This window comes from Pseudomonas sp. SC3(2021) (assembly GCF_019856535.1).
In the GTDB taxonomy this organism is placed as follows: Bacteria; Pseudomonadota; Gammaproteobacteria; order Pseudomonadales; family Pseudomonadaceae; genus Aquipseudomonas; species Aquipseudomonas monsensis.
Genome location: NZ_CP082236.1, coordinates 6,224,309 through 6,243,762, shown reverse-complemented (window position 1 = coordinate 6,243,762; position 19,454 = coordinate 6,224,309). Strand labels below are relative to the sequence as shown.

Genomic DNA, 19,454 nt, shown 5'->3' with positions numbered 1-19,454 from the left:
ATCTACTTTCCTATAGGTGTTGAGGGTTGCATACCAGGAGGAATGACTCCCCATCCCTGAGGAACCGCACCGGGCTCGAGGTGGACGGCACTTGAGCCATGACCAGAAGACAGGTTGCCCGGAGGATCGATTATATGGCCATGTCCTGATACTGCGCTGCCGCCATGATTCTTGAAGTCTACTTGGCCAATTGCAATTCCGTTTTCATCGTAGATCGTATTTTGAACAGCAACCTGACCGGATTTGTCGGATTTTGTATAAATTGAGTTTGGGGTAGCACCTTCACTCCTTGGTTTTTCTGTGCCCGAGAAATGTCCACCGATTCCACAGCTGCAAGTTGATGTCAGCCCTAGTGGATCAACCCAGCCTATAGGGTTAGGCGCATAAGCATAAAGATTCAATCCCCCCGCGTAGCTAATCGGATCCTTACTAACAAACCGCCCAACCCCCGGATCATAGTACCGATGCCGATTGTAGTGCAGCCCCGTCTCATGATCGTGATACTGCCCCTGGAACCGTATAGGGTTCATCACGCCATGCTGCCGCGCCCATTCCGACCGCTGCTCCGTCACCTGCCCCCACGCCTTGTACTGCGCGGTCCACGCCATGTTGCCTTGTGAATCCGTCAGTTCCTGCGGCGTGCCCAAGTGATCGCACTGGTACCAGGCCAACGCATCAAACGGTAATGCCGTCGCCTTGTGATTCCACACCGGATCTTCATCAAGGCTGTATTCACCGCTGTAATCCGGCAACCCGATCAGCTCGATTGGCGCATGCCGTACAGCCTGCGCTACAGGCACAAAAGTCCCCGGTTCGAAGACGTAGTGCACTGTGCGCCCCGGTTCGCCATCGCTCTGGGCCGGGCTGCTTTCAAAGGCGAGGTTGTCGCCGTCCCAGCCGTACAAGGTGAAGCCGCAGCCGAGTTCGCGCTGTTTGCGCGCGTGTTCATTTCTGTTCCAGAGCGAGCCTGCTTCAGGCCGCTGTTTGTAGTGCGCGCGGGAGTTTTTGTGCAGGCGGCGTCCCAGTGCGTCGTAGGCGAAATCCACGCTCAGGCGCGGGTCTTCGAAATGCACCAGGCGATCAAACAGGTCCCAACGCAGATCGCTGCGTTGACCGTTGTGCCAGCGCTGGATCTGATTACCGCGCTCGTCGTAATCGTAGTGGGTGCCGGCGTATTCGCGCAGCAGGTTATCGACGAGTTTGCTGCGCGGTGGGGTCAGGTCCAGTGGGCGGCGAACTTCTGTCGCTTTGTCGTCGAGCAGGTTGCCGGCCGGGTCGAAGGCGAAGGTTTCCATGCCTTGACGTGTGGCGGCGCTGAGCAGGCGACCGACCGGATCGTAGCGATAGGCGAGCGGCCCGCGACGGCTGTCGTTGATGTCGGTCAGTTGGCCGGCGACGTCGTAGCTGTACTCGCGTTTGAGCAGCGTGGATTTGTCGTCGCTGCGTCCCAGCAACTGTTCCTGCAAACGGCCGGCCGGGTCCCAGCTCTGGGTTTGCAGCAGGTGGTTGCCTTGATGGCGGGCGACTTCGCGGTGCAGGTCGTCGCGTTCGTAGCCGATCAGTTCGTGTTCATCCAGGCGCAGGCCGAGCAGGTGGCCGCTGCCGTAGGTCAGCCAACTGACACGGTGGCCGTCGGGGCGGACGGTGGCGACTCGTTGGTTGAGCACGTCGTACTCGTGCTGCCAGATCGCGACGGTGGGTTTTTCCAGGCCGAGGTAGTGCTGGTGTTCGCGCAGCAGATTGCCGGCCGGGTCGTGGAACCATTGCAAGCGGCTGTCGGCGTTGTCGGCCAGCACCAGGTTGCCGTTGCCATCGTAGGCAAAGGTTTCGCTTTGCGACTGGTCGCCCAGAGTGGCACGACGCTCGGTCAAGCGGCCCATCGGGTCGAAGCTCAATGAGATGACGCGTTGGCCGTTGATCGATTGCGCGAGGCGTCCAGTGAGTGGGTCGTACTGATAGCGCGTGCTGCGTCCGTCGAAACCGCGTTCTTCCAGCAGGCGTCCGATCGGGTCGTAGTGGAAGTGGGCGCGTTGTTCGTTTTCGTTTTCCAGGGCCGTTAGCCGTCCGAGACGGTCCCAGCGGTAGCGCAGGGTTTGCTCGGCGGCATCGACACGTTCGGCTATCAAACCGGCCGCGCTGTAGCTCCAGGTGGTGCAGCGATCGAGAGCGTCGACATGCGCCAGCAGCCGACCTTCGGCGTCGCGCTCAAAACGCTCTTCGGTCTTGTCCGGGTGCTTGATCAGCACCAGTTGGCCAGCCTTGTATTCGTATTCGGTGGCGTTACCGGCGGCGTCAGTGAAGCAGATCATCTGCCCCAGTTCGTTGTATTCCCAGGCGCTAGTCTTGCCCGAGCAGTCGACGTACTCGACCATCTGCCCGGCGTCGTTATAGTCCAGGGTCTTTTCGTTGCCGTTGGCGTCCTTGATCGCGGTGGGCTGGCCGGATTTGTTGTAGGCGTATTCGGTTTTGTTGCCCAGCGGATCCAGCGCTTCAACCAGATTGCCTTGATCGTCATAGGCGCGTTGCCACTGACCGCCCTCGGCGTCGCTGATCTTGATCAGCAGGTCCTGATCGTCGTACGCGTAGTGCATCACCGTGTGATCGGCGCGGATGTGTTCGAGCAGGTTGCTGCGTTCATCGTAGCTGTAGCGATCGGTGCTGCCGTCGGCGTTGACGCGGCGCACGATGTTCTTGGCCTCGTCGCGGAAGAACCATTCCGAACGCTCGTCCGCGTAGCGAATGCGATAGGTGTAGCCAAGGATGTCGTAGTAGTGCCAGGTCTCGTTGCCGAGCGCGTCGGTGACGTAGGTCAGACGGATGTTTTCGTCCCACTCCAGGCGCGTGTCGAAGCTGCCGTCATCGGCCCATTCGCGCACGGCTTTGGCCTTGGCGCTTGAACCGTTCCACTGCAGATTCATGCCGCGCCCGGTGCGGTCGGTGTAGCGGGTGATCAGGTGATGCTGGAACTGATACGACCAGACTGCGCCGTTCTCGTCCTGCGCCTGAATCAGGTCGCCATAGGCGTCGTACTGGTAAGCACAGAGTTGTCGCAGTGGGGCACCGTCAACGATTTGCCAAAGGCCTATCAGTCGACCGTGATCGTCGATCATCGTGCCGAGGTGCAGGTGCACTTTGGTGAAGTCGTTTTCCTGATAGGTGATCAGGTCGGAGAGCAGCGAGTGTTCGCCGTGACGATGCTCGTAATGCAGCATGATCCCGGCGCCGTTACGCAGCGAAATATTGCTCAGCACAAAGCGCTGGCCACGGCGGACGTAGGTCTCCTTGCGCTCGAAACCACGGCACAACAGCAACTGGTCTTCGCCACTGCGAACCAGTGTGATGTTTTCAATGGCGTCGTAGTGGAACAGGCCGACCTTTGGCAGCGGGTAGCTGTGGTCGCGGCCGTCAGCGTCGCAGAACGTCAGGCCATCGTCCACGCAGTCGAAGCGCGTGGTGAATTCGCTGATCCAGCGAGCGCCGAGTTCGCTCTGATCGAAAGCGTCGAGGCGTGAGTTGTAGGTGCGTGTCCATTCGATCGGGAAGGGACCGGGCAGGCTGAAATCGGTATGGCTGAGGCTTTCAGAGCCTATGGCGAAATTGATGCTGTATGGCGTGGCGCATTCACAGGGGCCTTTCTTTGGATTGGGCGCTTTTTCCGCTGGAACTTGCTTTTGGTTAACGCCCAACTGGCCCTCTGAAGCCGTGTGCGTGGCCTTACCGGTCTTCTCTGTATGGACTGCGGCGTTCTGCCCGTGGGCATTGCGCTTGCGCCATAGAGTGACGGCACTGGAGAGGATCAGCAGCAACCAACCGATGGAGTTCTGAACTGACTCATCGTCCAGCTTGCTCAGCTGTGTGCGTAATTCCGGGCCCATTGCCCGCAGTTTTGCGGTTTCCGTGGCAACCCGCTTCTTCACCTCATCGGGTAGCAGGTGATCAGCGGCACTGTTGGCTAAGCCTTTGCCTGCGGCTTTATAGGCGCTGGAAGCGGCGGCGAAGATGTTGCCAAACGATGCAAGGGGATCATTCTTGAATTGATCAACTGCCGCACTCGCTTGTGCGCTGGCCGCTTTTAGATCGCCCTTGGCGTCGAGCTTGCCATTGGCCACCGTATCGAGGCCTTTGGCAATTTCGTTGATGACGTCCTCACCCAGCTTGCCAGCGTCCGCCAGAATCCCCGGCAGCTTGCCTTTGGCCTGCTCAACGAAATCGTCGAGCGTGCCGATGATGGACTCGTTCAAATGCCCGATCAGGATCTCGATGACCGACGAACTGATCAGCATCTTACTGCTGGCCCTCATCTCCTGACGTACCAGAAACAGTGTTGGGCGCAACGTCATACGGGCTGCTGCCATCGCCGGTGGCAGCGGCAAAACACCGATCAGGTTGATGCCCAGACTGGCCCAAGCCAGCAAATCACGCTTCTGGGCATTCGACAGCGTGACGATGTCACCCAGCGCATCGACCAGCGCCATGATGTTGCCCACCACGGGTAAGGCGCCGGCGACGTTCTTGATCCGGTCGAGAGTGACCACCCCACCACTGGCGGATTGAAGCCAGGCATCGAACGTTGCCGCACCGCTGGCAACGTCCTGAATGTCGATGGCGTTCAGTGGAACGATAGCAACCTGAGGTTCACGTTTTACGATTTCAGTAGTCATGACAGCATCTCACCCGGCAACAAGGCCTGGGCTTTGCGGACAAAAATTGAAGACCTCAACGAGCGGGCGACAGCAAGCCGCCTCTCAGAGGTGCGGATCAAAGTGAAAAAACGGGATTAGCTGACGACCGCGCCTTTCGGGCCACTGGCGATCAGTGCGGCCCCGCAGGCGGTTTTCATGCCGTCCAGTGCGATGGGTGTGCCATCGACGGTGTAGGTGCTGCTGCCCTCGGCAATCGGGAAAACCCCTTTGCACAGCGGGCAGCTGACCTTGTGACCGACCCCGGCAATCGGCTTGCCGTTGAGGTCGGTGCGGGAGAAGGCTTCGAGGACCTTGCCACCGTGCGTGGTGGAGTCGCCCAAGCGAATTGCGTCTTTCATTACGTCATTCCTTTGACCGAGGGTGGCTGGCTCGGCGAGCTACCCTGTCTTTCCTGCCTGCGTTCAGCACGCGTTAGTGCCGATTTGATATCAAAATCCGTGCCAGCCACTATATGGCTATTACGCGGTAAGGGTTTGCGTCCTGTGCCTTAGAGATAAATCGTTTTTTGCTGTGGGAAACCGTCTCAAAGTGCGCAAGAAGTTGCGCAGTGCTGCGCAACTTCTTGCGCACTCGGCTACAGGGGCCGTGTAACAAGGGCTACAGGCGAGTGGCGGGCGTTTTTTCGAAGACAGGTGCGCAAGAAGTTGCGCAGTTGGGCGGCTGATCGATTTCTGACAAAACGATGTTGATTGCACTGACCTCATCGCGAACAGGCGAAGGCCGGCAGTGGATCTTCAGCAGGTTCGAGGTCTGTTTCGGAGTATCCTGCGCGTTCTGAATACGGACGCTTTTTCCATGCTGGTGATTTCCAACAACGTGCATCTGCCGGATGCCGAGATCGAACTGACAGCCATCCGCGCCCAGGGCGCCGGTGGGCAGAACGTCAACAAGGTCTCCAGTGCCGTGCACCTGCGCTTCGACATTCCGGCCTCGTCCCTGCCCGAGTTCTACAAGGAGCGGTTGCTGGCGCTGCGCGACAGTCGCATCACCAGCGATGGCGTGTTGATCATCAAGGCCCAGCAATACCGCACGCAGGAAGCCAACCGCGCCGATGCGCTGGAGCGTCTGGTCGAGCTGATTCTCAGCGCGACCAAAGTCGAAAAGAAGCGCCGTCCAACCAAGCCGACCCTCGGTTCAAAAAAGCGTCGACTCGAATCGAAAACCAAGCGCGGCAGTATCAAGGCCGGACGCGGCAAGGTGGATTTTTAGTCTTCGCGGTACTTCGCCGTGTGTTTGTACAAATACACGCTAAGCGCCAAGCCACTTAGCGAGGCGAGGGCGGCGAAGAGGAAGATCGAGGCAAAACCGAATCCCGCCGCAATCGCCCCGGCCAATGGCCCGGTGATCCCCAGCGACAAGTCGATGAACAGCGAATACGCGCCAACCGCTGCGCCGCGACTGGAGGCCGGCACCAGATTCACTGCTTCCACACCCAGCGCCGGGAATACCAGCGAGAAACCGAAACCGCTCAGTGCCGCGCCGGCCAGCGCCCAATGCGCGTCCGGCGCCAGCCACAACAGCAGCAGCCCCAGGGTTTCTACGGACAGGCAGGCGATCGCTACGCGGAAGCCGCCGAGGCGATTGATCAGGTTGCCGAACAGCAGGCGCGCACCGATGAAGCTGGCGCCGAACAGGCTCAGGCACAGCACCGCGTTGTCCCAATGCTGTGTCGCGTAATACAGGGTGATGAAGGTGGCGATGGTGCCAAAGCCGATCGAGCCCAGCGCCAGTCCGCAACCGTGGGGGAAGACGCGGCCGAGCACGTGCATGAACGGCAGACGTTCGCCGGCGACAATCGGCGCGGCGGTTTTCGGCCACGCCAGCAGCAAGCCCAGTGCTGCCAGCAGAATGATGCTGACGCCCATGCTCCACAGCCCCAACTGGCCGACCAGCCACACCCCGAACGGCGCGCCGACCGCCAGTGCGCCGTAACTGGCGATGCCGTTCCACGAGATCACTTTGGCGGTGTTCGCCGCGCCGACCCGGCCGATGCCCCAGCCAATTGAACCGGAACCGACCAGGCTTTCCGCGCTGCCCAGCACCAGGCGGCCGATCAACAGGCTGATCAGGCTGAGCATGGGCAGGTTCGGGGTCCAGGCCGAAATCAGCATGAACACACCGCTCAAGCCACAACCGGCCAGCCCGATCATCACCGCACGTTTGCTGCCCTGGTTGTCGATGATCTTGCCGGCGTACGGGCGGCTGAGCAGGGTGGCCAGGTATTGCACGCTGATCACCAGGCCCGCGACCACCGCGCCAAAGCCCAAATCGCTGTGGACATAGCCCGGCAGCACTGCGAGCGGAATACCGATGTTCAGGTAGCCGATAAAGGTGAAGAGGACGATGGAAACGACTTGCAGCGTGACCGCCAGGGGGCGCTGGGGTTGTGGCATAGAGGACGACATGGGAAACGATCCACGGCAAAGCAGGATTAGATAGGCTGCTTATGATAGCGGCGCGGACGACGCTGAGGTGGGCAACAGTAAAACTATTTGCAGGGTGCTGGCATCAGGACTTGGCCGGGGCGACCAGTTGCGTGGTGACCAGGGCGGCGAGGGCATTTTCTTCGCTGCCGAAACGGGCGAGGAGGGCGGCGCGTTTTTCCGGGGAGAGGCGGTTCCAGATCTCGATCATTTTCTCGGTCGCGCCGATCAGGACGGCGGCTTGGCTTTCGGAGAATTCGTCGGTCATGGCGGGCTCGGATTCAGGCAGTGTGGAAAGCGCATGTTAGCGCTTTCCACACGGTCTGTACGGCGGGTTTTACTCGTCGTTGTCGGCCGGGCGGCTGTCAACTGCTTCTTTCGGCTCGGGCTGTTGGGCTCCGGCTTGCTGCGTGGTCGTCTGCTCAGGTACGTGCAGGCTTGGGAAGGGGAGATTAGGAATCTCGTGCATGGTTGCGCTCCTCGCTAAGTCTGTTGATAGATCTGGTAGATCCGCGCTTCTTGAAAGCCTGCGCAGGATACAGCAGGAAAAATGACAATCAGACTTTTAATTCAAATTAATGCGACAGATGGCCGCAGGGGGAGGGCAAAAGCAAAAGGTCACCGCAAAAACAACGGTAGGAGTGAGCCTGCTCGCGATGGCGGTGTGTCAGCCAGCATTTAAGTTGACTGATACACCGCCATCGCGAGCAGGCTCACTCCTACAGGGGGTTGCGGTATTACTTGCAGACGTTGGCAATGGCGTCGGCCAGCAAGGCGAGACGCGTAGCGTCGATGCCGGCGACGTTGGCCCGGCCCGAGCTGACCATGTACACGCTGTGCTGCTCACGCAATTGTTTCACTTGCTCCGGCGACAGGCCGGTGTAGGAAAACATCCCGCGCTGCACGCCAATGTGCGCAAAGCGCTCACGCAAGCCGTGTGGCTCCAGCGCTTCGACCAGACCGCTACGCAACTGGGCGATGCGCAAACGCATGGCTTCCACTTCGTCGGCCCAGCGCGCTTTCAGCTCCGGGTCGGCGAGGATGGTCGCGACCACCGCCGCGCCGTGATCCGGTGGCGTCGACCACAGGTTGCGAGCGATGTTGGCCAACTGGCTGCGGATGTCGATGAGCTTGTCGGCGGTTTTCGCGCAGACGATCAGCGCACCGGTGCGGTCGCGGTACAGGCCGAAGTTCTTCGAGCATGAACTGGTGATCAGCAACTCGGGCACTTCGGCGGCGAACAGTCGGGTCGACCACGCATCCTGTTCCAGCCCGTCGCCAAAGCCCTGATAGGCGAAGTCGATCAGCGGCAGCAGATTGCGGCTGCGCACCACGTCGAGCACGCGTTGCCAGTCGTCATGGCTCAGGTCGAAACCGGTCGGGTTGTGGCAGCACGCATGCAGCAGCACCACATCGCCTTTCGGTACTTCGTTGAGCACGGCGAGCATGGCGTCGACGTCGAGGCGGTTGTCGCTGCCCACATACGGGTAGTGACTGACCTTGACCCCGGCGGTGGCGAAAATCGTTTCGTGGATCGGCCAGGTCGGGTTGCTCAGCCACACGCCCTTGCCCGGCAGGCATTGGGCGATGAAGTCTGCCGCCAGACGCAGGGCCCCGGTGCCGCCCGGCGTCTGGGTGGCGCCGGCACGTTGTGCGGCGATCAGCTTCGAGTCGGCGCCGAGCACCAGCTCATTGATGACCTTGCCGAACAACGGATTGCCGTGACCGCCGATGTAGGTCTTGGTGTCCTGGCTTTCGACCAGGCGCGCCTCGGCGATTTTCACCGCTTCGGGGATCGGCGTCAGGCCCTGGGCATCCTTGTAGACGCCAACGCCGAGGTCGAACTTGCGCGGATTGCTGTCCTGCGCATAGGCCTCCATCAAACCGAGGATCGGGTCGCCGGGTACCCGGCCGATGGCGTCGAAGTGCATTACTTGCGTCCTTCTGCGGTCTTGGCCACTTCGTCAGTGCGCGCAGCCATGATGAAGTCGTTGCGGTGCAGGCCCTTGATCGAGTGGCTCCACCAGGTCACGGTGACTTTGCCCCACTCGGTCAGCAGGCCCGGGTGGTGACCCTCGGCCTCGGAGATTTCGCCGACTGCGTTGGTGAACGCCAGTGCATGCTTGAAGTTCTTGAACAGGAAGACCTTCTCCAGTTGCATGATGCTGTCGCGCACTTCGATGTTCCAGTCAGGGATCTGCTTGATCAGGATCGGCAGTTCTTCATCGCTGACTTGTGGCGCATCGGCGCGGCAGGCTTCGCAGTGGGCTTGGTTCAAAGTGGACATGATGTATTCCTGAAATCGAGAGTGTTTTTTTTATTAAAGCTTTTGAGCTGTCAATGCCGTCACGCTAAACCAAAGTGGCGGCGACGGACAGGCTCAATTGTCAGCAAAAGTCGCGGTTCACGCGGCTTTCGGTTTCGGCGGAAATTTCGGCGCGTGCAGACCCAGCTGCATGCCTTGCTTGACCATGGCCATGATGTCTTCATGGGCTACGTCGAACAGGCGCTTGAGGTTCGGCAGGACAAAGTACAACGGCTGCAGGATGTCGATGCGATACGGCGTGCGCATGGCTTCCAGCGGATCGAACGGCTGATGCTCAGGCTCGTCCGACAGGCAATAAACGGTCTCTTTCGGCGAGGACAGGATGCCGCCGCCGTAGATGCGTTTGCCTTGCGGGGTGTCGACCAGGCCAAACTCGATGGTCATCCAGTACAGGCGCGCCAGATACACGCGCTCTTCCTTGGTGGCCTGCAGGCCGAGCTTGCCGTAGGTGTGGGTGAATTCGGCGAACCACGGGTTGGTCAGCAGCGGGCAGTGGCCGAAGATCTCGTGGAAAATGTCTGGCTCTTGCAGGTAGTCCAGCTCTTCGCGGGTGCGAATGAAGGTGGCCACCGGAAACTGTTTGCTGGCGAGCAATTCGAAAAAGGTCTGGAAGGGGATCAGCGCCGGGACGCGGGCGACCTGCCAGCCGGTGGTCTCGCCGAGCACTTTGTTGATCTCGCCCAGTTGCGGAATGCGATCGTGTGGCAGACCGAGTTTCTCGATACCGTCCAGGTACTCCTGGCAAGCACGCCCTTCGATCACTTTCAGCTGGCGAGTGATCAGCGTATTCCACACCGCGTGTTCTTCGGCGGGGTAGTCGATAAAACCTTGCGCATCGGGCTCGCGGGCCACGTATTGCGTCTGCTTCATACTGCTCTCCTGCTAGGGGAATTCGTTCTTGTTATGTCCAGCGATGGATTCAGGATTACCCGAGAGCGCATTGATGTGCAGCAGGTTGAAACGCCTCTGCGTAGGAAATTTCTCTTTAAATCGTAAAATAATCGTTACGCTTTGCAGGATAACTCGCGTTTACGGTCATTAGTGGGTTTGAAAAGGTCGATGGCTGTCACATAATCTTGACAACTATCTGCGCGCCTCGACAGAAAAGTCTGGCGCAGTCCCCCTGTAGGAGTGAGCCTGCTCGCGAAAGCGGTGTGTCATTCACCTTCAGTACAGCCTGATAAACCGCTATCGCGAGCAGGCTCACTCCTACAGGTTCTTTATCGTTTATTCGGACGATTTTTATGCGCATCAAAGTCCATTGCCAGAACCGCATCGGCATCCTGCGCGACATTCTCAACTTGCTGGTCGCCTACGGGATCAACGTGGCGCGCGGTGAAGTGGGTGGCGAGCATGGCAACGCGATCTATCTGCATTGCCCGAACCTGATCAACATCCAGTTTCAGGCGCTGCGGCCGAAGTTCGAGGCGATTGCCGGGGTGTTTGGTGTCAAGCGTGTCGGGTTGATGCCGAGCGAGCGTCGGCACATGGAATTGAATGCCTTGCTCGGTGCGCTGGAGTTTCCGGTGTTGTCGATCGACATGGGCGGCTCGATTGTCGCCGCCAACCGCGCGGCGGCGCAGTTGCTCGGGGTGCGCGTCGATGAGGTGCCGGGGATACCGCTGTCGCGTTATGCCGAAGATTTCGACCTGCCGGAACTGGTGCGCGCCAACAAGTCGCGCATCAATGGCATGCGGGTCAAGGTCAAGGGCGACATCTTTCTGGCCGATATCGCGCCGCTGCAATCGGAGCATGACGACAGCGAAGCGATGGCCGGCGCGGTGCTGACACTGCACCGTGCCGACCGGGTTGGCGAGCGTATCTACAACGTACGCAAACAGGAGTTGCGCGGTTTCGACAGCATCTTCCAGAGCTCGAAAGTGATGGCGGCGGTGGTGCGTGAAGCCCGGCGCATGGCGCCGCTGGATGCGCCGCTGTTGATCGAAGGCGAGACCGGCACCGGCAAAGAGTTGCTGGCGCGTGCCTGCCATCTCGCCAGCCCGCGTGGGCAATCGCCGTTGATGGCGCTCAATTGCGCCGGCTTGCCGGAGTCCATGGCCGAGACCGAGCTGTTCGGTTACGGACCGGGCGCGTTCGAAGGGGCGCGCGCCGAAGGCAAGCTCGGTCTGCTGGAGCTGACGGCGGGCGGTACGCTGTTTCTCGATGGCGTTGGCGAGATGAGCCCGCGCCTTCAAGTAAAACTGCTGCGCTTTCTGCAGGACGGTTGCTTCCGGCGGGTCGGCAGCGATGAAGAGGTGTATCTGGATGTGCGGGTGATCTGCGCGACTCAGGTGGACTTGTCCGAACTGTGCGCACGCGGTGAGTTTCGCCAGGATCTGTATCACCGTTTGAATGTGCTGTCGCTGCACATCCCGCCCTTGCGCGAATGCCTCGACGGGTTGACGCCACTGGTGGAGCACTTCCTCGATCAGGCCAGTCGGCAGATCGGTTGCTCGCTGCCGAAACTGGCGCCGGCGGCGATGGATCGTCTCAGTCATTACCATTGGCCGGGTAACGTGCGGCAGTTGGAGAACGTGCTGTTCCAGGCGGTTTCGCTGTGCGACGGCGGCACGGTGAAGGCTGAGCATATTCGCCTGCCGGATTACGGCGTGCGTCAGCCGCTTGGCGATTTCTCGCTTGAAGGTGGTCTGGACGAGATTGTCGGGCGTTTCGAAAAAGCGGTGCTGGAGCGGCTGTATTCCGAACATCCAAGCAGCCGGCAGTTGGGCAAGCGGCTGGGGGTTTCGCACACCACGATTGCCAACAAACTGCGCGAATATGAAGTGGGCAAAGACCCCGAAAACTAACAGCAATGCTGTGGTATCAAGCGCTTTTGTGGCGAGGGGATTTATCCCCGATCGGCTGCGTAGCAGTCGCAAAACCTACAAATGAGGTCGTCCTGAAGGAAAAGCGGGGCGGCTTCGCCACCCATCGGGGGATAAATCCCCTCACCACAAGTTCTCCTTCAGCCGCAGAGATCGGGATTGCCGCCAAGCGGCATAACACCGCCGGTTTTTCGACTTCGATACATTTCAAGTTTCCCCTCTGATTCCCTCAAGTCCTTTGTTTATCGGGTCGCCAGCCGCCAGAAAAAAGTTGGTCTGCAAATTGCTTATGGCTCAGCAGTACAGCGGTGGGCGGCAAACGTCCGGCATGCAGAGGAAAGAGTGTGGACAAGTACCTTTATGTGGCAATGACCGGCGCCAGCCAGAACGCACTGGCGCAAAAGGCCCATGCCAACAACCTGGCGAACATCTCCACCAACGGTTTTCAGCGCGACCTGGAGCAGGCGCGTTCGATGCCGGTGTTCGGTGACAGCTTTCCGGCGCGTGCCTTTGCCATGAGCGAACGCCCGGCCACGGATTTCACCCCAGGCTCGCTGGTACAGACCGGCCGTGACCTCGATGTCGCCGTCACCGGCAACGGCTGGATCGCCGTGCAGAACCCGAACGGCGGCGAAAGCTACGTGCGCACCGGTAGCCTCAACGTCGACGCCCTCGGCGTGCTGCGCGCCGGCAACGGCATGCCGGTGATGGGCAATGGCGGTCCGATCGCCGTGCCGCCCGAGCAGCAGATCGAAGTCGGCGAAGACGGCACCATCAGTATTCGTGCGATGGGCGAAGGCCCGCGCGTCATGGCGGAAGTCGACCGGATCAAGCTGGTCAACCCGGACATCAAGAACATGAACAAGGGCCTCGACGGCTCGATTTACACCAAGGACGGCCAGCCTGCGCCGGCCGACGCCAACGTCAAACTGGTGTCGGGTTTCCTCGAGTCGAGCAACGTCAACGCCGTGGAAGAAATGACTTCGGTGCTGGCCCTGGCCAAGCAGTTCGAATTGCACGTCAAGATGATGAACACCGCCAAAGACGACGACCAGGCCATGGCTCGGGTCTTGCAGATCAGCTAATTATCAGAACGTCGCGCCGTAAAACAGGCGCACGAGGAGAATCGAATGCTTCCGGCTCTATGGGTTGCCAAAACCGGTCTGTCCGCCCAGGACACCAACCTGACCACCATTTCCAACAACCTGGCGAACGTCTCGACCACGGGTTTCAAACGTGACCGCGCCGAGTTCCAGGACCTGCTGTATCAGATCAAGCGTCAGCCAGGCGCCCAGTCGACCCAGGACAGCGAACTGCCGTCCGGTCTGCAGGTGGGTACCGGTGTGCGCATCGTCGGCACGCAGAAAAACTTCACCGCTGGCAGCCTGCAAACCACCGAGCAGCCGCTGGACATGGCCATCGACGGTCGTGGTTTCTTCCAGATCCTGCAGCCGGACGGCACCACGTCCTACACCCGTGACGGTACGTTCCACCTCGATTCCAATGGCCAGATCGTCAACGCCAGCGGTTTCGCCCTGGAACCGGCCATCGTCATTCCGAACGATGCCCAGACCTTCACCGTAGGCCGCGACGGCACCGTGTCGATCACCATTGCCGGCAACCCGGCGTCCCAGGTGATCGGCAACCTGCAAACCGCCGACTTCATCAACCCGGCCGGTCTGCAGGCCGTGGGCAACAACCTGTTCCTGGAAACCGCCGCTTCCGGTGCGCCGCAAGTCGGTACCCCGGGCCTGAACGGTTTCGGCACCATGCTGCAGAACACTCTGGAAACCTCGAACGTCAGCACTGTTGAGGAGATGGTCAACATGATCACCACTCAGCGCGCCTACGAGATGAACTCCAAGGTGATCTCCACCGCCGACCAGATGCTCTCGTTCGTAACGCAGAATCTGTAATCCAGTCTATGAGGCGGCCATGAGGCCGCCAGCAACACCGTGAGGTAGGGTCATGAAACGCTTCGTATCTGTTCTGGCATTGGGTGGGGTCGTCTCGCTCGCGGGCTGCGTCGCGCCGACGCCCAAGCCCAATGACCCTTACTACGCCCCGGTGTTGCCGCGCACGCCATTGCCGGCTGCGGCCAACAACGGCTCGATCTATCAGGCCGGCTTCGAGCAGAACCTGTACAGCGACCGCAAGGCGTTCCGCGTCGGTGACATCATCACCATCACGCTGAACGAGAAGACTCAGGCGAGCAAGAACGCCAACTCGCAAGTGGCCAAGAACAGCAAGACCGGCATCGGCCTGACGTCGCTGTTCGGCGGCAGCGGTACCACCAACAACCCGTTGGGCGGTAACGACCTGAGCCTGGACGTCGGCTACAGCGGCGACCGTGCGACCAAAGGCGACAGCAAGGCGGCGCAGGGCAACACCCTGACCGGTTCGATCACCGTGACCGTGGCTGACGTGCTGCCCAACGGCATCATCGCCGTGCGCGGCGAGAAGTGGATGACCCTCAACACCGGCGACGAGTTGGTGCGGATCGCAGGTCTGGTGCGCGCTGATGACATTGCCACCGACAACACCGTGTCGTCGACCCGTGTCGCCGATGCGCGCATCACCTACTCGGGCACCGGTTCGTTTGCCGATGCGAGTCAGCCAGGCTGGTTCGACCGTTTCTTCCTCAGCCCGCTGTTCCCTTTCTAGGTGGCGACTTTGAATTTCAAGAGCCTCATGCTGGCTGCGGCCCTGTTGTCCGCAGCCTTTGCTGCCCACGCCGAGCGGCTGAAAGATATCGCCAGCATTTCCGGCGTGCGTTCCAACCAGTTGATCGGTTACGGCCTGGTGGTCGGGCTTAACGGCACCGGCGACCAGACGACACAGACCCCGTTCACCCTGCAGACCTTCAACAACATGCTCTCGCAGTTCGGCATCAAGGTGCCGCCGGGATCGGGCAACGTGCAGTTGAAAAACGTTGCGGCGGTGTCGGTAAGTGCCGATCTGCCGGCGTTCGCCAAACCGGGTCAGCAGGTCGACATCACCGTGTCGTCCATCGGTAACTCCAAGAGCCTGCGCGGCGGCACCCTGTTGCTGACCCCGCTCAAGGGTATCGACGGTAACGTCTACGCCATCGCTCAGGGCAACCTGGTGGTCGGTGGTTTCGACGCCGAAGGGCGCGACGGTTCGAAGATCACCGTCAACGTTCCGTCGGCCGGTCGTATTCCCGGCGGTGCTTCGGTCGAGCGTTCGGTGCCGAGCGGTTTCAACCAGGGCAACAGCCTGACGCTGAACCTCAACCGTTCCGACTTCACCACCGCCAAGCGCATCGTCGACAAGATCAACGACATGCTCGGCCCTGGCGTGGCGCAAGCCATCGACGGCGGTTCGATCCGCGTCACTGCACCGCTTGATCCGAGCCAGCGCGTCGACTACCTGTCGATCCTGGAAAACCTTGAGGTCGATCCGGGCCAGGCCGTGGCGAAAGTCATCATCAACTCGCGTACCGGCACCATCGTCATCGGCCAGAACGTGAAGGTCTCGCCGGCCGCCGTGACCCACGGCAGCCTGACCGTGACCATCACCGAAGACCCGATCGTCAGCCAGCCAGGTCCATTGTCCAACGGCCAGACCGCCGTCGTGCCGCGTTCGCGGGTCAATGCCCAGCAAGAAGCCAAGCCGATGTTCAAGTTCGGTCCGGGCACCACCCTCGACGAGATCGTGCGGGCGGTGAACCAGGTCGGCGCGGCACCGGGTGACTTGATGGCCATTCTTGAAGCACTGAAACAGGCCGGCGCGTTGCAAGCCGACCTGATCGTGATCTGAGGCCGACACTCATGGATATGCGCAAGAGCGGTCTGGTCAGCAGCAACGATTCGGGTTCGTACTCGGACCTCAATCGCCTGAACCAGCTCAAGGTCGGTGACAAGAACAGCGATGCGAACATGCGCAAAGTGGCGCAGGAATTCGAATCGCTGTTCCTCGGTGAAATGCTCAAGTCGATGCGTTCGGCCACTGAAGCGCTGGGCCAGGACAACCCGCTCAACACGCCGGCAGCCAAGCAGTATCAGGAAATGTACGACCAGCAACTGGCAGTGTCGTTGTCGCGCGAGGGCGGTGGTATCGGCCTGGCCGACGTGTTGATGCGCCAGATGTCGAAGAACAAACCGATGGCGCCGGGTGAGGCTGCGGCGGCGTCCGCCGCCAAGCAGGAAGAAGCCAAAGCCAAGGCCGCCGCCGTGGTCACCCCGGTGGCCGCCGGCACTGTCGCCACCCACGGGCCGTTGTCGCGCCTCAATGGCGAACGTCCGTTGTGGGCATCGCGTTCGGTGAATGCGCCGAGCACCGATATTTCTCACCGTAATGACATGGCGCTGATCAACCAGCGTCGTCTGGCCTTGCCGCCGAAACTGGCCGATCGGTTGCTGGCCGGTCTGGTGCCGTCGGCCACGCCGACCGCCGCCAGTCAATTGCCGCAGCGCGCCGCGACCGCCGCCACGACCGGCGCCGGACCGCTGTACAACGGCGACTGGCTGGCGCGTGCCGAAAACGAAAAAGCCTCCGGCGGGTCGATGCAGGTCTATGGCCGCGCAATGGCGCAGATTCCCTTGGCGCCGGCGAAAAAAGCCTTCAGTTCTGCCGACGAATTCGTCAACACCATGCTGCCGATGGCCAAGGAAGCCGCCGACCGTATCGGCGTCGATCCGCGCTATCTGGTGGCGCAGGCGGCACTGGAAACCGGTTGGGGCAAATCGGTCATGCGCGCCCAGGATGGCAGCAGCAGTCACAACCTGTTCGGTATCAAGGCCAGCAGTAACTGGAAGGGCGATTCGGCCCGGGCGATCACCAGCGAATTCCGCAACGGGGAGATGGTCAAGGAGACGGCCGAGTTCCGTTCCTATGCCTCGTACAAGGACAGCTTCCACGATCTGGTGACTTTGCTGCAGAGCAATAATCGCTATCAAGAAGTGCTGAAGTCGGCCGATAACCCAGAACAGTTTGTACGCGAGTTGCAAAAGGCCGGTTACGCCACCGACCCGAACTACGCGAGCAAGATTTCGCAGATTGCCAAGCAGATGAACGTTAACCAGAACTACGCTGCGGCGGGCGTTTCGACAACGCCTCTATAAAACATACAGTAAGGTTTGAACCATGAGTTTGCTCAACATCGGGATGTCGGGTTTATCCGCTAGCCAATCTTCTTTGATGGTGACGGGCAACAACATTGCCAACGTCGATACGGCCGGGTACTCGCGCCAGCAAACCGTGCAGAATTCAAAAGGCTCGATTCAGAGTGGCAATCTCTGGATCGGCACCGGTACCACCCTGGCTGACGTGCGCCGGGTGTACAACAGCTACATTGATGCCCAGTTGCAGACCACCACTTCGCTCAACAGCGATGCCGCGGCGTACCTGGGTCAGGTCACCCCGCTGGACAAGTTGCTGTCCGACAGTGGCACCGGCCTCAATGGTGCACTGACCAAGTTCTTCGCCTCGGTGCAGAACGTCAACGCCAAGCCGGGTGACGATGCTTCGCGTCAGTTACTGCTCAGTGATGCGCAGGCCCTGAGCGCTCGCTTCAACTCGGTTTCCAGTCAGTTGAACGCGCAGAACCAGGACATCAACGGCAACCTGTCGAGCATGGCCGATCAGGTCAACAAACTGGCGTCCACCGTGGCCCAGTTGAACCAGAAGATTTCCGAAATTTCCAACGCCGGCGGCCAGCCCAACGAGCTGCTCGACGCGCGCAACGAGACCATTCGCCAGCTGTCCACCTTCACCGGTGCGCAGGTGGTCGAGCGTGGCGGCAACATGGACATCTACCTGGGCAACGGTCAGCCGTTGGTCATGGGTGGCACCGCCAGCAAACTGGAAGTCACGCCAACCAAGGCCGACCCGTCGCGCATGGGCATCCAGATCAACAACGGTTCGACTTCCATCGACATCACCTCGGGCATTACCGGTGGTGAAATCGGCGGTCTGCTGCGTTATCGCAGCACCGTGCTGGACCCGGCGATGAACGAACTGGGCCGCGTTGCGCTGGTCGTTGCCGATCAGATGAACTCGATTCAGGGCCAGGGCATCGACAAGAACGGTGACTTCGGCGGCAACCTGTTCAACAGCATCAACACCGCGGCCAGCATGGCTTCGCGCAGCACCGCTACCATTGGCAACAGTGCCGGTTCCGGCAACTTCGATGTGAGCATCAAAGACTCCGGCAAACTGACCATCAACGATTACAAGGTGACCTTCACCAGCGCCACGGACTACACCGTGCAGCGGCTGCCGGAAGGCACTGCGATGGGCGCGTTCAGCACCACCACCACCCCGGCTCCGGTGATCGACGGCTTCTCTCTGAATCTCACTGGCGGCACGGCAGCGGCGGGCGACACGTTCAAGATCACCCCGACCCGCAATGCCGCAGCCAACATCAAGACCGAGATGACCGACTCCAAGCGTCTGGCCATCGCCGCTCCGTTGGGCGCCGCCATTGCTCCGGGTGGCAGCGGCACGCTGACCATTCCGGCCAGCGGTCAGCCGACCCTGACCACCAAGTTCGACATCTACGACCCGACCACCACCACTGCGATGCAGAACGGCATGAAGTACTCGACGCCGGTCAAAGTGGTGTTTGGTGATCCGTCGGCAGATGGCACCAGCCAGGGCTATCAACTGCTGGACGCCAAGGGTGGCGTGCTCAGCAGCGGCACCATCAAGCCGGGCCAGACCAACACCCTGAGCCTGAGCATTCCGCTCAAGGACTCGACCGGTGCGGCGATTCCACCTGCGCCCGCCACTCAGTACACCGTCAATTTCGACATGACCGTTGCCGGTTCGCCAGGCAAGGGCACGGCGGTCAACGTCAGCCTCAGCCAGCCGGGCACGCTGGACAACCGCAACGGCGGTGTCCTCGCTGACCTGCAGACCAAACAAACCGTCGACACCGGCTCTGCCAGCAAAGGCATTTCGCTGACCGATGCTTACGGCAAACTGGTCGAAGGCGTCGGTGCCAAAGCCGCTCAGGGCAAGCTCGACAGTGCCGCCACCGATGCGATTCTGGCCAACGCGAAGGGCGCCCGTGACTCGCTGTCCGGTGTCGACCTCGACGAAGAGACCGGCAACCTGGTCAAGTTCCAGCAGTACTACACCGCCTCCTCGCAGATCATCAAGGCTGCGCAGGAAACCTTCAGCACACTGATCAACAGTCTTTAAGGAGTCGTAA

Annotated in this window: 16 protein-coding genes; 8 read left to right on the top strand and 8 right to left on the bottom strand. The window is 60.5% G+C overall.

Annotation, left to right across the window (positions count from 1 at the left end; translation table 11 throughout):
• Positions 1-2: 2 nt before the first annotated feature.
• Both K5Y35_RS27690 and K5Y35_RS27685 read right to left on the bottom strand, forming a co-directional pair.
• The gene (locus tag K5Y35_RS27690; protein WP_261991228.1) at positions 3-4,661 is read right to left on the bottom strand and encodes an RHS repeat-associated core domain-containing protein; all 4,659 of its coding nucleotides are present in this window, start codon (positions 4,659-4,661) and stop codon (positions 3-5) included.
• Positions 4,662-4,777: 116 nt separating this feature from the next.
• Complete coding sequence (locus K5Y35_RS27685) at positions 4,778-5,041, bottom strand: PAAR domain-containing protein (protein WP_007920142.1); 264 nt, start codon at positions 5,039-5,041, stop codon at positions 4,778-4,780.
• Positions 5,042-5,498: 457 nt separating this feature from the next.
• Here K5Y35_RS27685 and arfB point away from each other — a divergent pair, with 457 nt between their 5' ends.
• Positions 5,499-5,912: an alternative ribosome rescue aminoacyl-tRNA hydrolase ArfB gene (arfB, locus tag K5Y35_RS27680; protein WP_095050152.1), complete on the top strand. Its 414-nt coding sequence runs from the start codon at positions 5,499-5,501 to the stop codon at positions 5,910-5,912.
• Here arfB and K5Y35_RS27675 read toward each other — a convergent pair.
• The 6 genes from K5Y35_RS27675 to phhA all read right to left on the bottom strand — a co-directional run bounded on the left by K5Y35_RS27675 (position 5,909) and on the right by phhA (position 10,322).
• Positions 5,909-7,096, bottom strand: coding sequence for an MFS transporter (locus K5Y35_RS27675; protein WP_186748333.1), 1,188 nt, complete (start codon positions 7,094-7,096; stop codon positions 5,909-5,911). The genes arfB and K5Y35_RS27675 overlap by 4 nt on opposite strands.
• Positions 7,097-7,211: 115 nt before the next feature.
• A complete protein-coding gene (locus K5Y35_RS27670; protein ID WP_123465685.1) occupies positions 7,212-7,394 on the bottom strand; it encodes a hypothetical protein in 183 nt (60 codons plus the stop codon).
• Positions 7,395-7,463: 69 nt separating this feature from the next.
• Positions 7,464-7,595, bottom strand: a complete 132-nt coding sequence (locus K5Y35_RS28000) for a hypothetical protein (RefSeq protein ID WP_261991227.1) — start codon at positions 7,593-7,595, stop codon at positions 7,464-7,466.
• Between the two features lie 268 nt (positions 7,596-7,863).
• Positions 7,864-9,057, bottom strand: a complete 1,194-nt coding sequence (locus K5Y35_RS27665) for an amino acid aminotransferase (RefSeq protein ID WP_123465687.1) — start codon at positions 9,055-9,057, stop codon at positions 7,864-7,866.
• The gene (locus K5Y35_RS27660; protein ID WP_003222798.1) at positions 9,057-9,413 is read right to left on the bottom strand and encodes a 4a-hydroxytetrahydrobiopterin dehydratase; all 357 of its coding nucleotides are present in this window, start codon (positions 9,411-9,413) and stop codon (positions 9,057-9,059) included. Before K5Y35_RS27660 ends, K5Y35_RS27665 begins: the two co-directional genes overlap by 1 nt.
• 117 nt (positions 9,414-9,530) lie before the next feature.
• On the bottom strand, positions 9,531-10,322 hold the full coding sequence (phhA, locus tag K5Y35_RS27655; protein ID WP_123465689.1) for a phenylalanine 4-monooxygenase: 792 nt from the start codon (positions 10,320-10,322) through the stop codon (positions 9,531-9,533).
• A gap of 374 nt (positions 10,323-10,696) precedes the next feature.
• On the opposite strand from phhA, the gene K5Y35_RS27650 reads away from it, so the two are divergent.
• The 7 genes from K5Y35_RS27650 (at position 10,697) to flgK (ending at position 19,444) form a co-directional block, all read left to right on the top strand.
• Positions 10,697-12,259, top strand: coding sequence for a sigma-54-dependent transcriptional regulator (locus K5Y35_RS27650; protein WP_128616486.1), 1,563 nt, complete (start codon positions 10,697-10,699; stop codon positions 12,257-12,259).
• Positions 12,260-12,621: 362 nt separating this feature from the next.
• Positions 12,622-13,362 (top strand): flagellar basal body rod protein FlgF, encoded by a 741-nt coding sequence (locus K5Y35_RS27645; RefSeq protein ID WP_093439577.1) that lies wholly within the window; start codon positions 12,622-12,624, stop codon positions 13,360-13,362.
• Between the two features lie 45 nt (positions 13,363-13,407).
• Positions 13,408-14,193, top strand: a complete 786-nt coding sequence (gene flgG, locus K5Y35_RS27640; protein WP_123465693.1) for a flagellar basal-body rod protein FlgG — start codon at positions 13,408-13,410, stop codon at positions 14,191-14,193.
• Between the two features lie 52 nt (positions 14,194-14,245).
• Entirely contained in the window at positions 14,246-14,941 is a 696-nt protein-coding gene (flgH, locus tag K5Y35_RS27635; RefSeq protein ID WP_007965503.1) for a flagellar basal body L-ring protein FlgH, read from the top strand.
• 27 nt (positions 14,942-14,968) lie between these two features.
• The gene (locus K5Y35_RS27630) at positions 14,969-16,057 is read left to right on the top strand and encodes a flagellar basal body P-ring protein FlgI (protein ID WP_222833432.1); all 1,089 of its coding nucleotides are present in this window, start codon (positions 14,969-14,971) and stop codon (positions 16,055-16,057) included.
• Positions 16,058-16,068: 11 nt separating this feature from the next.
• Positions 16,069-17,361, top strand: a complete 1,293-nt coding sequence (gene flgJ / locus K5Y35_RS27625; RefSeq protein WP_222833431.1) for a flagellar assembly peptidoglycan hydrolase FlgJ — start codon at positions 16,069-16,071, stop codon at positions 17,359-17,361.
• A gap of 22 nt (positions 17,362-17,383) precedes the next feature.
• Positions 17,384-19,444, top strand: a complete 2,061-nt coding sequence (flgK, locus tag K5Y35_RS27620; RefSeq protein ID WP_123465698.1) for a flagellar hook-associated protein FlgK — start codon at positions 17,384-17,386, stop codon at positions 19,442-19,444.
• Positions 19,445-19,454: the final 10 nt, after the last annotated feature.

What these genes read in the sequence shown, in the direction of transcription:
- K5Y35_RS27690 (WP_261991228.1), bottom strand. Translation starts at nt 4,661, where the DNA reads ATGACTACTGAAATCGTAAAACGTGAACCTCAGGTTGCTATCGTTCCA.
- K5Y35_RS27685 (WP_007920142.1), bottom strand. Translation starts at nt 5,041, where the DNA reads ATGAAAGACGCAATTCGCTTGGGCGACTCCACCACGCACGGTGGCAAG.
- arfB (WP_095050152.1), top strand. Translation starts at nt 5,499, where the DNA reads ATGCTGGTGATTTCCAACAACGTGCATCTGCCGGATGCCGAGATCGAA.
- K5Y35_RS27675 (WP_186748333.1), bottom strand. Translation starts at nt 7,096, where the DNA reads ATGCCACAACCCCAGCGCCCCCTGGCGGTCACGCTGCAAGTCGTTTCC.
- K5Y35_RS27670 (WP_123465685.1), bottom strand. Translation starts at nt 7,394, where the DNA reads ATGACCGACGAATTCTCCGAAAGCCAAGCCGCCGTCCTGATCGGCGCG.
- K5Y35_RS28000 (WP_261991227.1), bottom strand. Translation starts at nt 7,595, where the DNA reads ATGCACGAGATTCCTAATCTCCCCTTCCCAAGCCTGCACGTACCTGAG.
- K5Y35_RS27665 (WP_123465687.1), bottom strand. Translation starts at nt 9,057, where the DNA reads ATGCACTTCGACGCCATCGGCCGGGTACCCGGCGACCCGATCCTCGGT.
- K5Y35_RS27660 (WP_003222798.1), bottom strand. Translation starts at nt 9,413, where the DNA reads ATGTCCACTTTGAACCAAGCCCACTGCGAAGCCTGCCGCGCCGATGCG.
- phhA (WP_123465689.1), bottom strand. Translation starts at nt 10,322, where the DNA reads ATGAAGCAGACGCAATACGTGGCCCGCGAGCCCGATGCGCAAGGTTTT.
- K5Y35_RS27650 (WP_128616486.1), top strand. Translation starts at nt 10,697, where the DNA reads ATGCGCATCAAAGTCCATTGCCAGAACCGCATCGGCATCCTGCGCGAC.
- flgG (WP_123465693.1), top strand. Translation starts at nt 13,408, where the DNA reads ATGCTTCCGGCTCTATGGGTTGCCAAAACCGGTCTGTCCGCCCAGGAC.
- flgH (WP_007965503.1), top strand. Translation starts at nt 14,246, where the DNA reads ATGAAACGCTTCGTATCTGTTCTGGCATTGGGTGGGGTCGTCTCGCTC.
- K5Y35_RS27630 (WP_222833432.1), top strand. Translation starts at nt 14,969, where the DNA reads ATGCTGGCTGCGGCCCTGTTGTCCGCAGCCTTTGCTGCCCACGCCGAG.
- flgJ (WP_222833431.1), top strand. Translation starts at nt 16,069, where the DNA reads ATGGATATGCGCAAGAGCGGTCTGGTCAGCAGCAACGATTCGGGTTCG.
- flgK (WP_123465698.1), top strand. Translation starts at nt 17,384, where the DNA reads ATGAGTTTGCTCAACATCGGGATGTCGGGTTTATCCGCTAGCCAATCT.